Origin of the sequence: Streptomyces flaveolus, from assembly GCF_044765825.1 — a bacterium.
Classification (GTDB): Bacteria; Actinomycetota; Actinomycetes; order Streptomycetales; family Streptomycetaceae; genus Streptomyces; species Streptomyces flaveolus.
Genome location: NZ_JBIWKU010000016.1, coordinates 153,076 through 166,277, shown reverse-complemented (window position 1 = coordinate 166,277; position 13,202 = coordinate 153,076). Strand labels below are relative to the sequence as shown.

At 73.7% G+C, this 13,202-nt stretch carries 13 protein-coding genes; 6 read left to right on the top strand and 7 right to left on the bottom strand.

The features are described 5' to 3' along the window. Positions 1–20 precede the first annotated feature (20 nt). Both ACIRG6_RS35145 and ACIRG6_RS35140 read left to right on the top strand, forming a co-directional pair. The gene (locus tag ACIRG6_RS35145) at positions 21–1,577 is read left to right on the top strand and encodes an SDR family oxidoreductase (RefSeq protein ID WP_403325833.1); all 1,557 of its coding nucleotides are present in this window, start codon (positions 21–23) and stop codon (positions 1,575–1,577) included. Between the two features lie 57 nt (positions 1,578–1,634). Next, on the top strand, positions 1,635–3,011 hold the full coding sequence (locus tag ACIRG6_RS35140; protein ID WP_403325830.1) for a cryptochrome/photolyase family protein: 1,377 nt from the start codon (positions 1,635–1,637) through the stop codon (positions 3,009–3,011). A 15-nt stretch (positions 3,012–3,026) separates the two neighbouring features. On the opposite strand, the gene ACIRG6_RS35135 is transcribed toward ACIRG6_RS35140, so the two are convergent. The 5 genes from ACIRG6_RS35135 to ACIRG6_RS35115 all read right to left on the bottom strand — a co-directional run bounded on the left by ACIRG6_RS35135 (position 3,027) and on the right by ACIRG6_RS35115 (position 7,141). Beyond that, positions 3,027–3,482, bottom strand: coding sequence for a hypothetical protein (locus ACIRG6_RS35135; protein ID WP_350724091.1), 456 nt, complete (start codon positions 3,480–3,482; stop codon positions 3,027–3,029). Between the two features lie 30 nt (positions 3,483–3,512). Next, the gene (locus ACIRG6_RS35130; protein WP_364684378.1) at positions 3,513–3,845 is read right to left on the bottom strand and encodes a DUF3140 domain-containing protein; all 333 of its coding nucleotides are present in this window, start codon (positions 3,843–3,845) and stop codon (positions 3,513–3,515) included. 6 nt (positions 3,846–3,851) lie between these two features. Then, a complete protein-coding gene (locus ACIRG6_RS35125; RefSeq protein ID WP_239769125.1) occupies positions 3,852–4,079 on the bottom strand; it encodes a hypervirulence associated TUDOR domain-containing protein in 228 nt (75 codons plus the stop codon). Positions 4,080–4,230: 151 nt separating this feature from the next. Beyond that, a complete protein-coding gene (locus tag ACIRG6_RS35120) occupies positions 4,231–6,621 on the bottom strand; it encodes an ATP-binding cassette domain-containing protein (RefSeq protein ID WP_403325826.1) in 2,391 nt (796 codons plus the stop codon). Positions 6,622–6,730: 109 nt separating this feature from the next. Further along, positions 6,731–7,141, bottom strand: coding sequence for a VOC family protein (locus tag ACIRG6_RS35115; RefSeq protein WP_318215670.1), 411 nt, complete (start codon positions 7,139–7,141; stop codon positions 6,731–6,733). Positions 7,142–7,271: 130 nt separating this feature from the next. Between ACIRG6_RS35115 and ACIRG6_RS35110 the strand changes: the two genes are divergently transcribed. The 3 genes from ACIRG6_RS35110 (at position 7,272) to ACIRG6_RS35100 (ending at position 8,654) form a co-directional block, all read left to right on the top strand. Further along, the gene (locus tag ACIRG6_RS35110; protein WP_225632872.1) at positions 7,272–7,700 is read left to right on the top strand and encodes a helix-turn-helix transcriptional regulator; all 429 of its coding nucleotides are present in this window, start codon (positions 7,272–7,274) and stop codon (positions 7,698–7,700) included. A 10-nt stretch (positions 7,701–7,710) separates the two neighbouring features. Then, entirely contained in the window at positions 7,711–8,127 is a 417-nt protein-coding gene (locus ACIRG6_RS35105; RefSeq protein ID WP_225632875.1) for a VOC family protein, read from the top strand. A 296-nt stretch (positions 8,128–8,423) separates the two neighbouring features. Further along, a complete protein-coding gene (locus tag ACIRG6_RS35100; RefSeq protein ID WP_225632876.1) occupies positions 8,424–8,654 on the top strand; it encodes a DUF5133 domain-containing protein in 231 nt (76 codons plus the stop codon). A 131-nt stretch (positions 8,655–8,785) separates the two neighbouring features. Here ACIRG6_RS35100 and ACIRG6_RS35095 read toward each other — a convergent pair whose 3' ends face one another. Continuing rightward, complete coding sequence (locus ACIRG6_RS35095) at positions 8,786–9,778, bottom strand: NADPH:quinone reductase (RefSeq protein WP_364684427.1); 993 nt, start codon at positions 9,776–9,778, stop codon at positions 8,786–8,788. A 302-nt stretch (positions 9,779–10,080) separates the two neighbouring features. Here ACIRG6_RS35095 and ACIRG6_RS35090 point away from each other — a divergent pair, with 302 nt between their 5' ends. After that, the gene (locus ACIRG6_RS35090) at positions 10,081–12,144 is read left to right on the top strand and encodes a SpoIIE family protein phosphatase (protein WP_364824614.1); all 2,064 of its coding nucleotides are present in this window, start codon (positions 10,081–10,083) and stop codon (positions 12,142–12,144) included. A gap of 54 nt (positions 12,145–12,198) precedes the next feature. Here ACIRG6_RS35090 and ACIRG6_RS35085 read toward each other — a convergent pair whose 3' ends face one another. Further along, entirely contained in the window at positions 12,199–13,128 is a 930-nt protein-coding gene (locus ACIRG6_RS35085; protein WP_364824617.1) for a LysR family transcriptional regulator, read from the bottom strand. Positions 13,129–13,202: the final 74 nt, after the last annotated feature.

Here is a 13,202-nt window from a genome sequence, read left to right as displayed (position 1 = left end):
CCCACGAGAGACGGAACACCATGAGCGAGGGAAACGAAGGACACGGCGGTGCGGACGGTGACGGCGCGGCGCGGAGCCGGTGCCTGGTCACCGGCGCCACGGGGTACATCGGCGGCCGGCTCGTGCCGGAACTCCTCGCCGCCGGGCACGCGGTGCGGTGTCTGGCGCGTTCCCCGGGCAAGCTGCGCGACCACCCCTGGGCGCGGGACGTGGAGGTGGCACGGGGCGACGTCCTGGACGCGGACGCGGTGGGCCGGGCGCTGGAGGGTGTCGACGTCGCCTACTACCTGGTGCACGCGCTGGGCACCGGCCGTGACTTCGAGGCGACCGACCGGCGGGCGGCCCGCACCTTCGCCGAGCAGGCGAGGGCGGCGGGGGTGCGCCGCATCGTCTACCTCGGCGGCCTCACCCCGCCGGGCGTACCGGAGGGTGAGCTGTCGCCGCACCTGAGGTCGCGGGCGGAAGTGGGCCGCATCCTCCTGGCCTCCGGTGTGCCCACGACCGTTCTGCGGGCCGCCGTCATCATCGGCTCGGGCTCGGCCTCCTTCGAGATGCTGCGCTACCTCACGGAGCGGCTGCCGGTGATGGTCACGCCGAGCTGGGTCCACACCCGTATCCAGCCGGTCGCCGTCCGGGACGTGCTGCGCGCCCTCGTCGGCAGCGCGCGCATGCCGGACGACGTCAGCCGCGCCTTCGACGTCGGCGGCCCCGACGTCCTCACCTACCGGGACATGATGCTCCGCTACGCCGAGGTGGCCGAGCTGCCGCGACGGCTGATCCTTTCCGTGCCGGTGCTCACGCCCGGCCTGTCCAGTCACTGGGTCGGGCTGGTCACCCCGGTGCCGGCGTCGATCGCGCGTCCGCTCACCGAGTCGCTGCGCCACGAGGTGGTGTGCCGGGACAACGACATCGAGCGGTACGCGCCGGCACCCCCCGGGTATCCCCTCGGTTTCGACGACGCCCTCCGGCTGGCGCTGCGCCGGGTGCGGGAGGCACGCGTCACCACCCGCTGGTCGTCCGCGTCCCTCCCCGGTGCGCCCAGCGACCCGCTGCCCACCGACCCCGACTGGGCGGGCGGCAGCCTCTACACCGACCACCGCGTGCTGAGCGTCGACGCCCCGCCCGAAGCGCTGTGGCGGGTGATCGAGGGCATCGGCGGCGACAACGGCTGGTACTCCTTCCCGCTCGCCTGGGCGGTACGCGGCTGGCTGGACCGGCTGGTCGGCGGGGTGGGCCTGCGCCGCGGCCGGCGCGACGCCGCCCGGTTGCGGGCGGGCGACTCGCTGGACTTCTGGCGGGTGGAGGAGATCGTCCCCGGCCGGCTGCTGCGGCTGCGCGCCGAGATGCGGCTGCCGGGACTCGCCTGGCTGGAGATGTACGCCGAGACCGACGGGGCCGGCCGGACTCTGTACCGCCAGCGGGCCCTGTTCCATCCGCACGGGCTGGCGGGCCACGCCTACTGGTGGAGCGTGTCGCCCTTCCACGCCGTGGTGTTCGGCGGCATGGCCCGCAACATCGCCCGGGCCGCCGCCCGCACGCCCCGGCCCGGACCGTCCCACCGGACGCCGGCCGTCTGAGGCCCCGCGCGGCGTCCCGAGGGCGCCTGCCGCACCCCACCCCCGCGAAGGAGCACCATGGCCGTTCGGGTCGTCCTGTTCACCGCCGATCTGCGCCTGCACGACCACCCGCCGCTGCGCGCCGCCCTCGGCCGGGGCGGTGACGTGGTGCCGCTGTTCGTCCGGGACCGGGCCGTCGACGCCGCGGGGTTCGCGGTGCCCAACCGGCTGGCCTTCCTCGCCGACTGCCTGGAAGATCTGGACGCGCGGCTGCGTGAGCGGGGCGGGCGGCTGGTCGTGCGCTCCGGTGACGTGGTCGAGGAGGTGTGCACGGTGGTGCGGGAGGCGCAGGCCGACGAGGTGCACCTGGCGGCCGATGTGAGCGGCTACGCCCACCGCCGCGAGGAGCGGCTGCGGGGCGCCCTCCGGGCCCAGGGGTGCCGGCTGCACGTCCACGACGCCGTGACCACCGTCCTGGCCCCCGGTTCCGTCACTCCCGCGGCCTCCGACCACTTCGCCGTCTTCACGCCGTACCTGCGGCGCTGGTCCGCACAGCGCGTGCGGGAGGCCCTGGCGGCCCCGCGCCGCATCAGCGTCCCGGACGGCGTCGGGTCACAGCCGCTGCCGTCGCGCCCGGATCCCGCGGAACTGTCACCCGGACTGCCCCCGGGCGGTGAGAGCGAGGCACGCAAGCGGCTGACGGCCTGGCTGCGCGGCCCCGTGACCGGCTACGCGGACCACCAGGACGACCTGGCCGGCGACGCCACCTCCCGCCTCTCCCCCGACCTGCACTTCGGCACGCTCTCCCCGGTGGAACTCGTCCACCGCGCGCGCCGCGTCGGCGGCCCGGGCGCGGAGGCGTTCGTGCGGCAGTTGGCCTGGCGCGACTTCCACCGCCAGGTCCTGGCCGCCCGTCCGCACGCCGCCGCCCACGACTACCGGACCCGGAACGACCACTGGCGCACCGGCGCCGGGGCCCGGCGGGACGTGGACGCGTGGAAGGCGGGCCGTACCGGCTATCCCCTCGTCGACGCGGCCATGCGTCAGCTGCGCCACGAGGGCTGGATGCACAACCGCGGCCGTCTGCTGACCGCGTCCTTCCTGAGCAAGACGCTCTACGTGGACTGGCGCGTGGGCGCCCGGCACTTCCTGGATCTGCTCGTGGACGGCGACGTGGCCAACAACCAGCTCAACTGGCAGTGGATGGCGGGCACCGGTACCGACACCCGCCCCCACCGCGTCCTCAGTCCCGTCGCCCAGGCCAGGCGGTTCGACCCCGACGGCGCGTACGTGCGCCGCTGGGTTCCCGAACTGGCCGGGATCGACGGGGCGGCCGTGCACGAGCCCTGGAAGCTGCCCGGCCCCGCGCGCGCCGCCTGCGCGGCGTATCCCGACCCCGTCGTGGACCTGGCCGAGGGCCTGGCCCGTTTCCGGCGGGCGCGCGGACGCGACTGAGCGGGTGCCCGCTCGTCACGTGAAGGGGGGGTTCGGCGAACGGGTGCCGGGGCTGTCGGGGCGGGCGGTGTGGTCGGCGTGGTTCCGGGTGCGGCGGGCTTCCTTCATCTCCGCCTCGTACAGATGGCGCCGGCCGTCGGCCAGCTGCCCCACCACCTGGTTCTCCAGGTCCTTGAACGCCCGGTAGTACGTCTGGTCGTACGCCTCGACGATCTGGAAGGTCCAGTGGCCGGGGATGACGTTGCGCCCGAGGATCTCCGTCTCGACGCGCTGCGCCCACTGCGGGTGGCCGGCCTCGCGCAGCAGTTCCACGGCGCGGTCCAGTTCCAGATCGGCGGTGCCGGTGAGCTGGTGGAAGGAGTACAGGTGCCCGCGGGCGCGTTCGGTGGTCTCCAGCGCCTTGGACAGGGACCCGAGGGCCTCCACCGTCTCGTCGCCGACGCCCTCGGGACGCCGGTACATGTCTGTCATGGGGTGTCCCTCCGGTGCGGTGGCACGGCGTCAGTCCAGCGGATCGTGGCCCCAGTTCATCAGCGAGTGCCGCCAGCGGGTGTCACTGACGTCCCCCGACGGGCGCTGCGCCAGGTGCCGGCGGACGTAACCGACGACCTTGCGCATGTGCTCGTAGTCGTCGTCCGTGAGGTCGTTCTTCTTCGCCCGCAGGATGTCCACGATGCGGCGGCCGGAGGCGTGCCCGGTGGACTCTCCGCCGTCCTTGTGCTGTCCGGCGTCGCGGGAGGCGTCGGTGGCGAGCCACTTCTCCAGTTCGGCCGGGGTCATGTTCACCAGCTCGCGGAAGGCGTCCCAGGCTTCCTTCCGCTCTCCGTCGTCCACGTCCGCTCACTTCTTCCTGAGGGCGGACGGCTTGTGCACCGCGGACTTGCCGGACTTGTCGCTGCGGACCTGGTACTGCGGGTCGTCCGGTGAGGCGTCGACCGTGCGGCCCGCGGCCTCGGTCCGTTCGGTGATCTCCTTCTCCACCGTGCCCTCGGTCTCGCTGCCGTGACTGCTCCAGGCGACCTTGTCGCCCTTCTTCGGCTTCTTGCCCTTGCCGTGCTGTGCGGCCATACCGGTACTCCCTGCTTCCTCGGTCCCGACGGCGTCGCCCGGCAGGACGGCCACCGGGACCCGCTCCGCGGCCCCCGACCAGCGTGGACCGCGTACCGCCGCGCCACCACTCGGGCGTGCCCGGACGGGAAGGCGTCCGGGCACGGACCGGTCAGGCCCCGACGTAGGCCGCGAGGTGCTCACCGGTGAGGGTGGAGCGGGCGGCGACGAGGTCGGCGGGGGTGCCCTCGAAGACGATCCGGCCTCCGTCGTGGCCGGCACCCGGACCGAGGTCGATGATCCAGTCGGCGTGGGCCATGACCGCCTGGTGGTGCTCGACGACCACGACGGACTTGCCGGAGTCGACGAGCCGGTCCAGGAGGCCGAGCAGCTGCTCGACGTCGGCGAGGTGGAGGCCGGTGGTCGGCTCGTCGAGTACGTAGATGCCGCCCTTGTCGGCCATGCGGGTGGCCAGCTTGAGCCGCTGCCGCTCGCCGCCGGACAGTGTGGTGAGCGGCTGGCCGAGGGTGAGGTAGCCGAGGCCGACGTCGGCGAGCCGTTCGAGGATCCGGTGCGCGGCGGGCGTGCGCGCCTCACCGGCGCCGAAGAACTCCTCCGCCTCGGTCACCTGCATGGCGAGCACCTCGCTGATGTCCCGGCCGCCGAGGTGGTACTCCAGCACCGACGCCTGGAACCGCTTGCCCTCGCAGTCCTCGCAGGGAGTCGCGACGCCCGCCATCATCGCCAGGTCGGTGTAGACGACGCCGGCGCCGTTGCAGGTGGGGCAGGCGCCCTCGGAGTTGGCGCTGAACAGGGCGGGCTTGACGCCGTTGGCCTTCGCGAACGCCTTGCGGACGGGGTCGAGCAGTCCGGTGTAGGTCGCCGGGTTGCTCCGCCGCGAGCCCTTGATGGGACTCTGGTCGACCGAGACGACGTCCGCCCCGGCGGGGACCGATCCGTGGATCAGGGAGCTCTTGCCGGAGCCCGCCACCCCGGTGACCACGCAGAGCACCCCGAGCGGGATGTCGACGTCGACGCCCCGGAGGTTGTGCGTGGTCGCGCCCCGGATCTCCAGCGCGCCGGCCGGCTTGCGCACGCTCTCCTTGAGGCCGGCCCGGTCGTCGAGGTGGCGGCCGGTGATCGTGTCGCTGGCCCGCAGGCCCTCGACGGTGCCCTCGAAGCAGACGGTGCCGCCGGCCGTGCCGGCGCCGGGACCGAGGTCGACGACGTGGTCGGCGATGGCGATGGTCTCCGGCTTGTGCTCCACGACGAGGACCGTGTTGCCCTTGTCCCGCAGCCGCAGCAGCAGGTCGTTCATCCGCTGGATGTCGTGGGGGTGCAGGCCGATCGTGGGCTCGTCGAAGACGTAGGTGACGTCGGTGAGCGAGGAGCCGAGGTGGCGGATCATCTTGACGCGCTGTGCCTCGCCGCCCGACAGGGTGCCGGCCGGCCGGTCGAGGGAGAGGTAGCCCAGCCCGATCTCCACGAACGAGTCGAGGGTGTGCCGCAGCGCGGTGAGCAGGGGTGCCACCGACGGCTCGTCGAGGGAGCGGACCCACTCGGCAAGGTCGCGGATCTCCATGGCGCAGGCGTCGGCGATGCTGACCTTCCCGATCCGCGAGTTCCGGGCGCCCTCACTGAGCCGCGTGCCGTCGCACTCGGGGCAGGTGGTGAAGGTGACGGCCCGTTCCACGAAGGCCCGGATGTGCGGCTGCATCGCCTCCTTGTCCTTGGACAGGAACGACTTCTGGATCTTGGGGATCAGGCCCTCGTAGGTGAGGTTGACGCCGTTGACCTTGACCTTGACCGGCTCGCCGTGGAGGAAGGCGTGCAGTTCCTTCTCGGTGTAGTCACGGATCGGCTTGTCCGGGTCGACGAAGCCGGACTGGGCGTAGACCTGCACGGTCCACTGGCTGTCCGACTTCCAGCCGGGGATGGTGAACGCGCCCTCGCTGAGCGACTTGGAGTCGTCGTAGAGCTGGGTGAGGTCGATGTCGGAGACCGTGCCCCGGCCCTCGCACCGGGTGCACATGCCGCCGGTGCGCTGGTAGGTGGCCTTCACGGCCTTCTTGTTGCCGCGCTCGACGGTGATCGCGCCGCTCGCCCGGACCGAGGCGGTGTTGAAGGAGTACGCGCTGGGCGGGCCGATGTGCGGCTCGCCGAGCCGGCTGAACAGGATGCGCAGCATCGCGTTGGCGTCGGTGGCGGTGCCGACGGTGGAGCGGGGGTCGCCGCCCATGCGCTGCTGGTCGACGCTGATCGCGGTCGTCAGGCCGTCGAGGACGTCGACCTCGGGCCGGGCCAGGGTCGGCATGAAGCCCTGCACGAAGGCGCTGTAGGTCTCGTTGATCAGCCGTTGCGACTCGGCGGCGATCGTGTCGAACACCAGTGAGCTCTTGCCCGACCCGGAGACCCCGGTGAAGACCGTCAGGCGGCGCTTCGGGATATCGATGCTGACGTCCTTGAGGTTGTTCTCCCGCGCGCCGTGCACGCGGATCAGGTCGTGGCCGTCGGCGGCGTGCGGCACAGTCGGGCGGGTGTCGGGCCGCGCGGCCTTGCTCATGGTGTCTCCCTCTGTCGGGCGGGGCCGGCTGCGCGGCCTCCGCCGGCATCCCCTGGCTCGGTCTGCGAGCAGTATGTCCGGTCGCCGCGCACCGTCGGTGCCGAACGGCTCAGCGGCGTTCGTTGACGCGGACCAGGTTGCCGGCGGGGTCGCGGACGGCACAGTCGCGCAGGCCGTACGGCTGCTCGGCCGGCTCCTGGACGACCTCGGCGCCGCCGGACCGCAGCCGCGCGAAGGTGGCGTCGAGGTCGTCGGTGGCCAGGGTGATGCGGGCGTAGGTGCCCTTGGCCATCATCTCGGTGATGGTGCGGCGCTCGTCGTCGGTGATGCCGGGGGCGGTGGCGGGCGGCTCCAGGACGAGCGACGTCTCGGGCCGGCCGGCGGGGCCGACCGTGATCCAGCGCAGGGCGCCCTCCCCGACGTCGCCCCGGACCTCGAAGCCGAGGGTGTCGCGGTAGAAGGCGAGGGAGGCCTCCGGGTCGTGGTGCGGGAGGAAGGTCCAGTGAAGGCTGATGTCCATGCCGGCCAGGCTAGGCACGGCTCCCGGGCGGGTGCTTCTCCGTTCCTGACCGGTCCGGTCGGCCGCCGGCCGGTGCCCCGACGGGCTCCCGAGGTGGCTCGGCCCGTCGGGGCTGTGGGAAACTCACCGCATGGGACGGCCGACACTCGACGACCTCGTCCGGCTGCGGCGGGCCCGCGACCGGATGGACCGCGACTACGCCGAACCGCTGGACGTCCCGGCCCTCGCGCGTGACGCCCTGATGTCGCCGGGGCACTTCTCCCGCAGTTTCCGCGCCGCGTTCGGCGAGACGCCCTACAGCTACCTGATGACCCGCCGCATCGAGCGCGCCAAGGCGCTGCTGCGGCGCGGCGACCTGACGGTGACGGAGGTCTGCTTCGAGGTGGGCTGTACGTCGCTGGGCTCGTTCAGCTCGCGTTTCACGGAGCTGGTCGGCGAGAGCCCGAGCGTCTACCGGACCCGCGACCACGGCCCCGGCGCCGCCGTCCCCGCCTGCATGGCCAAGATCCACACCCGGCCGGTCAGAAAGAGAGAAGCGGGTCCCGCGGCACGGCCGTAGCGTGAACGGTATGGACATCAAGCTCTCCCAGTGCTTCATCGCCGTCGACGACCACGACAGGGCGATCGCCTTCTACCGCGACGTGCTCGGCCTCGAGGTGCGCAACGACGTCGGCTTCGAGGGGATGCGCTGGGTGACCGTCGGGTCGCCCACGCAGCCGGACGTGAACATCGTCCTGGAACCGCCCGCGGCCGACCCCAATGTCTCGCCGGCGGACAAGCAGGCCATGGCCGAGCTGATGGCCAAGGGCCTGCTGCGCGGCGTCATCTTCGCGACGGACGACTGCGACGCCACCTTCGAGCGCATCAGTGCCGCGGGCGGCGAGGTGCTGCAGGAGCCGATGGACCAGCCCTACGGCGTCCGCGACTGCGCGTTCCGCGACCCCACGGGCAACCTGCTGCGCTTCACCCAGCCGCTCGGGAAGTGAGACCGGCGGGCCGCTTTCGGCGGTAACGGTTTGAGCCCCGTGCCGCGGGGCATTCGGCGTGCCAGGTGCTTGGGATCACAGGCCCGTCGCGGCGGCGGCCATCGGTCGCTCTCCGAAGCGCCTTCCGGAGCCCTTCCGCGACTGTTCGACCCGGTCGAGGCGGGAGGAAGCAGACTCGATGATCACCAGGAGCGACCGCGCACGGCACCGCCGCGTCGGCGGAAGACCCCCTCCCTGCCCGGTGTCGACCGACGTCCGACCAGCCCCGCCCGACCCTCGCACAAGGGAGTAGTCCCATGCTCATGGCCCACCCCGCCGTTCTGACCGACCTGCTCAAGCAGTACGCCTCCCTGCAGGCCCTGCACGCCGAGCACGGCACGCCCGAGGCCCGTCAGCGGCTGGAGGACGTCTCCTACACCCTGTGCATCGCCACCGGGACCCGGGACATCGAGTCGGCCCTGGTGGCCGCCCGCCACCAACTGCCGGGCGCCCGCCCGACGGACGACTCGGTCGTCGCCTCCGCGTAGCGGGCCGCCGGCCGGGGCCGGTCCGACGGCGTCCGGCGGCGGCAGGGGCGGGCGGCACCAGGGTGCCGCCCGCCCCGCCGGTGCCGTGGGGGCCTGTGCGCCCCACGGCAGGCACCTCGCGGCCCGCCGTCTCATGCGCTCTCCCGGCCGGCCGGTACGAGGATCAGCCGGCCGCGCACCGTGCCGGCCTCCAGCCTCCGGTGCGCCTCCGCCGTCATCGACAACGGCAGGCGGTCGGCGATGCGCGGGCGCCACGGGGTGTCGCGCAGGACGCTCACGACCCCCTCGGCCGCCTCGGCGAGGTCGGCGGTCGTGGCGTTGCTGATGGCGAAGCCCACGATGCTCGCGTCCTTGGTGTACAGGCGGCCCAGCGGCAGAGCCGAGGGACCACCGCCCAGTCCCACCATGGCGACCAGGCGCCCGCCGTGCGCCAGCAGATCGACGGAGTCGGCCAGCACACCGTGCCCGGAGGTGTCGAGGTGCAGGTCGTATCCGCGGGGTGCGGCCCGGCGCAGTTGCTCACCGAGACCGGGCGCCCGGTGGTCGAGGACCTCCGCGGCGCCCAGGGCGCGGACCGCCGCGGCGTCCTCGGCACGCGCCGTCGCGATCACCCGTGCGCCGGCCCGGGCGGCCAGTGCGACGGCGGCGCCGCCCACGTTGCCGGCCCCGCCGCCCACGTACACGGTCTCGCCCGGCCTCAGCCGCCCGTGCCGGAACAGCGCGAGCCAGGCCGACGCCGCCGGATGGGCGGCCGCGACGAGGTGCTCCCCGGCGATGCCGGGCGGCGCCGCGTAGAGCCGTTCGGCGGCGACCGTCGCGTACTCGGCGCAGGCTCCCTGCCGGCCCGCGTGTCCCAGGCTGTTGCACCACACCCGCTGCCCGGGCGTGAAGCCCACCGCGCCGGTCCCGGTCCGGGCGACCTCACCGACGAGATCACGCCCGACGACGAACGGGAACGGGAGCGGCGTGGCGTAGGCCCCGGACCGTACGAAGGTGTCCACCGGGTCGACGGCCACGGCCTCGACGCGGACGAGCACGTCCGTGGGTCCGACGGGCGGCACGGGGAGCGTCCCGTACCGGATGGCGTCGGCCGGGCCGACGGCGTCGATGCAGGCGGCCCGCATCATGTCGGGGACTGCGCTGACCGGCATGACTCCTCCTGGGTCCGGGGCGTCGGGGACGACGACGCCGTACCACCCGATCATGAACCCGTTGCCACGAACGGGCAGATCCCGGTGCCGCCCCGCGCCGGCCCGGGAGCCCTCCGGCGACCGGATGCCGGACCGGCGGGCAGGGCGTAGTGTCCGCGTATGGGTGATGTTCGGTCCGGCCGCCGGGCCGGGGTGAGCGGACCGGGGACCCGGAGGCGACGGCCTCGGACCGGTGCGGCGGGGCCGCCCCGGCCGCCGGCCGGGACGGGCGGCTGATGGACGCCGAGATGGCCGCCGTGGTGCGGGAGTGCGGGGCGTTCGGCGGACTGCTGTACGTGATGCCGCCCGGCGGTGACGCGTTGTGGCTGGTCCGGGTGGCGGGGGTGCCGCAGGAGATCGCGGCTCCCTGGCGGCGCGTCGCGCTCACCGACCCCATGCCGGTCGCGGACGCCGTGCGCGAGCGGCGCCTGGTGTGGGTCGGTGGCCAGGAGGAAATGGCACGCCGGTACCCGCGGCCCGCGCTCGTCCTGCCCTACGAGTTCGCGCTGGCGGCCGCCCCGGTCGTCTCGGACACCACGCTCCGGGGCGGGCTGGTGCTGATGTGGCCCGCGGGCCGTCCGGACCGGCTGAGCCGGAGCGAGCGCGACGCGCTGGAGAGCGGCTGCCGCAGACTGGGCAGCCTCCTGCAACGAGCGGCGGACCGCGGCGAACCGGTGCTGCCCGCCGACCGGCCGCGGACGCTGCCGCCGCCGACCGGCCGCGTCGTCCCCCCCGACGAGGCGACGGTCGTCTCGGCGTTCGTCGACCGGCTGCCCGGGGGGTCCTGCGCGCTCGACACGAACGGCCGCATCACCTTCATGACCTCGGCCGCCGCCGACCTCGTCGGCCGTGAGGCGGCCGAGCTGCTCGGCACGCTGCCCTGGGAGTCGCTGCCGTGGATGGACGTCCCCCAGGTGGAGGACCGCTACCGGGCCGCCGTGGTCAGCCGGCGGCCCCAGGCCTTCACCGTGCTGCGTCCCCCGGACGTGTGGCTGTCCTTCGAGCTGTACGCGGACTCGTCCGGTGTCAGCGTGCGCATCATGCGCAGCGACCCCGCGGAGGACGCGCCCGGGTCCCCGTCCGTCCCGACCGCCGGTCCCAGCCGGGCCACGGTGCTCTACCACCTGATGCACCTGGCCTCCACCCTCACCGAGGCCGTCGGCGTCCAGGACGTGGTCGAGCAGACCGCGGACCAGCTGCTGCCCGCCCTCGGCGCGCAGGCGATGGCGCTGATGACGGCCGAGGACGGCCGTCTGAAGATCCTCGGTCAACGGGGCTACCCCGCCGAGGTCATCGGCCGTTTCGACGCCATCCCCCTGAGTGCGGACGTCCCCGGCAGCGAGGTCCTGACCACTGGTGTGCCGGCCTTCTTCCCGACCTTCGCCGACCTCGAGCGGGCCTACCCCGGCACCGTGCACGAGGACGGCATGGGGTCCTGGGCGTTCCTGCCGCTGATCGCGTCCGGCCGCCCCATCGGCTCGGTCCTCCTCGCCTACCGCCGTCCCCGGACCTTCCCGCCCGGCGAGCGCGCCGTGCTCACGTCGCTGGCCGGTCTGGTCGGGCAGGCCCTGGACCGGGCCCGTCTCTACGACGTCAAGGACCACCTCGCCCACCGCCTGCAGTCCGCCCTCCTGCCGCACACGCTGCCGCGGGTCCCCGGGCTGAGGATCGCCGCCCGCTATCTGCCGGCCGCCCGGGGCCTGGGCATCGGCGGCGACTTCTACGACCTCATCCGTCTGGACGCGCACACGGCCGGCGCCACCATCGGCGACGTGCAGGGACACAACGTGGACGCGGCGGCCCTCATGGGGCAGGTCCGCACCGCCGTGCACGCCCACGCCACCGTGGGAGCGTCCCCCGCCGACGTCCTGGCCCGCACCAACCGCCTGCTCACCGATCTCGACCCCGGCCTGTTCACCAGCTGCGTCTATGTCCACCTCGACCTCGCCGGGCGCCGGGCGTGTGTGGCCAGCGCCGGCCACCCGCCGCCGCTGCTGCGCCATGCCGACGGGCGCACCGAACTCCTCCGGGTGCCCCCCGGCCTGCTGATGGGCATCGAGCCGGACGCCGTCTACCCGGCCCTGGACATCCCGCTGCCGCACGGGTCCGTGCTCGCCCTCTACACCGACGGGCTCGTCGAGGCCCCCGGTGTGGACCTCGACGACGCGACCACCGCCCTCGCCGGGCTTCTCGAACACGCGGACCCGACCGACCTCGACGCCATGGCCGACACCCTCATCCGGCACTCGCCCACCCCGGGCGACGACATCGCCCTGCTCCTCATCCGCCCCGGTGACTGACCGGCCTCCTGCGGCCGGCCGACCCGGCCGATCCGTCGCGTGGATGCCTGCCGCTCAGGGCCGGCCGTCCCCCTCGTTCGCGTCGCTCATGCGCCTGCCGACGCGCGCGGCGGTCTCCCGCAGCCAGATGTGGGCCGCGTCGTGGGTGTGCACCGGGTGCCACCACATCGCCTCCTGCAACGGCACCGCCTCGTACGGCGGTTCCAGCACCCGGACGGCGGCGATCGGCGCGAGAAGGCGTGCGAGGCGTGCCTGCACCAGGGCGATGCGCCGGGTGCCGGCCACCAGCAGCGGCAGCAGCTGGAAGCTGTCGACGGAGACCTCCACCCGGGGTTCGACGCCGAGCATGCCGAGCTGGCGCACGGCCGGGGCGTCGTAGGTCCGCTGGTAGGTGACCCAGGGCAGCCGGGCCAGGTCCTGCCGGGTGAGGCGCTCCTCGACGCTCGGGTGGTCGTCGGCGACGAGGAACACCCAGCGGTCCTGGTAGAGGTCGGTGGCCGGGAAGTCGCTGATGACGCCGTGCGGCATGAGCAGTCCGTCGGTGGCGCTCAGCAGCGTGGCGGTGTCGTCGACCACGGTGGGCGGGGTCTGCGCGAAGCGCAGCCGGATGCCGGGGGCCTCCTCGTGCACGACCCGGGCGAGTTCGGTGCCGAAGACGGCGACGGCGTAGTCGGAGGCGACCAGCTTGAACTCACGGCTCTCCCCGGCCGGGTCGAAGTCGGCCTGGCTGGCGAAGAGGCGTTCGAGCACGGCGTACGCGGTGGAGGTGCGGTCGAGCAGGACCTGGCCGAGGGCGGTGAGCTCGTAGTGCCCGCCGACGCGGGCGAGCAGGTCGTCGTCGAAGTGCCGGCGCAGCCGGGCCAGGGCCGCGCTCATCGCGGGCTGGCTGAGGCCGACGCGCTGGCCTGCGCGCGTGACGTTGCGTTCCTCCAGCAGAGCGCGCAGGGCGACGACGAGGTTCAGGTCCAGGCGGCTCAGATTCACGGGTCTTCCTCTTGCTGTACGGCCCCGACCAGCGCTCATTGACGCGGTGGATGTGCGTCATCCACGGAATCGAT

Bases quoted from the DNA above. Each gene is read 5' to 3' on its own strand.
- ACIRG6_RS35145 (WP_403325833.1), top strand. From the start codon at position 21: ATGAGCGAGGGAAACGAAGGACACGGCGGTGCGGACGGTGACGGCGCG.
- ACIRG6_RS35140 (WP_403325830.1), top strand. From the start codon at position 1,635: ATGGCCGTTCGGGTCGTCCTGTTCACCGCCGATCTGCGCCTGCACGAC.
- ACIRG6_RS35135 (WP_350724091.1), bottom strand. From the start codon at position 3,482: ATGACAGACATGTACCGGCGTCCCGAGGGCGTCGGCGACGAGACGGTG.
- ACIRG6_RS35125 (WP_239769125.1), bottom strand. From the start codon at position 4,079: ATGGCCGCACAGCACGGCAAGGGCAAGAAGCCGAAGAAGGGCGACAAG.
- ACIRG6_RS35120 (WP_403325826.1), bottom strand. From the start codon at position 6,621: ATGAGCAAGGCCGCGCGGCCCGACACCCGCCCGACTGTGCCGCACGCC.
- ACIRG6_RS35115 (WP_318215670.1), bottom strand. From the start codon at position 7,141: ATGGACATCAGCCTTCACTGGACCTTCCTCCCGCACCACGACCCGGAG.
- ACIRG6_RS35110 (WP_225632872.1), top strand. From the start codon at position 7,272: ATGGGACGGCCGACACTCGACGACCTCGTCCGGCTGCGGCGGGCCCGC.
- ACIRG6_RS35105 (WP_225632875.1), top strand. From the start codon at position 7,711: ATGGACATCAAGCTCTCCCAGTGCTTCATCGCCGTCGACGACCACGAC.
- ACIRG6_RS35100 (WP_225632876.1), top strand. From the start codon at position 8,424: ATGCTCATGGCCCACCCCGCCGTTCTGACCGACCTGCTCAAGCAGTAC.
- ACIRG6_RS35095 (WP_364684427.1), bottom strand. From the start codon at position 9,778: ATGCGGGCCGCCTGCATCGACGCCGTCGGCCCGGCCGACGCCATCCGG.
- ACIRG6_RS35090 (WP_364824614.1), top strand. From the start codon at position 10,081: ATGGACGCCGAGATGGCCGCCGTGGTGCGGGAGTGCGGGGCGTTCGGC.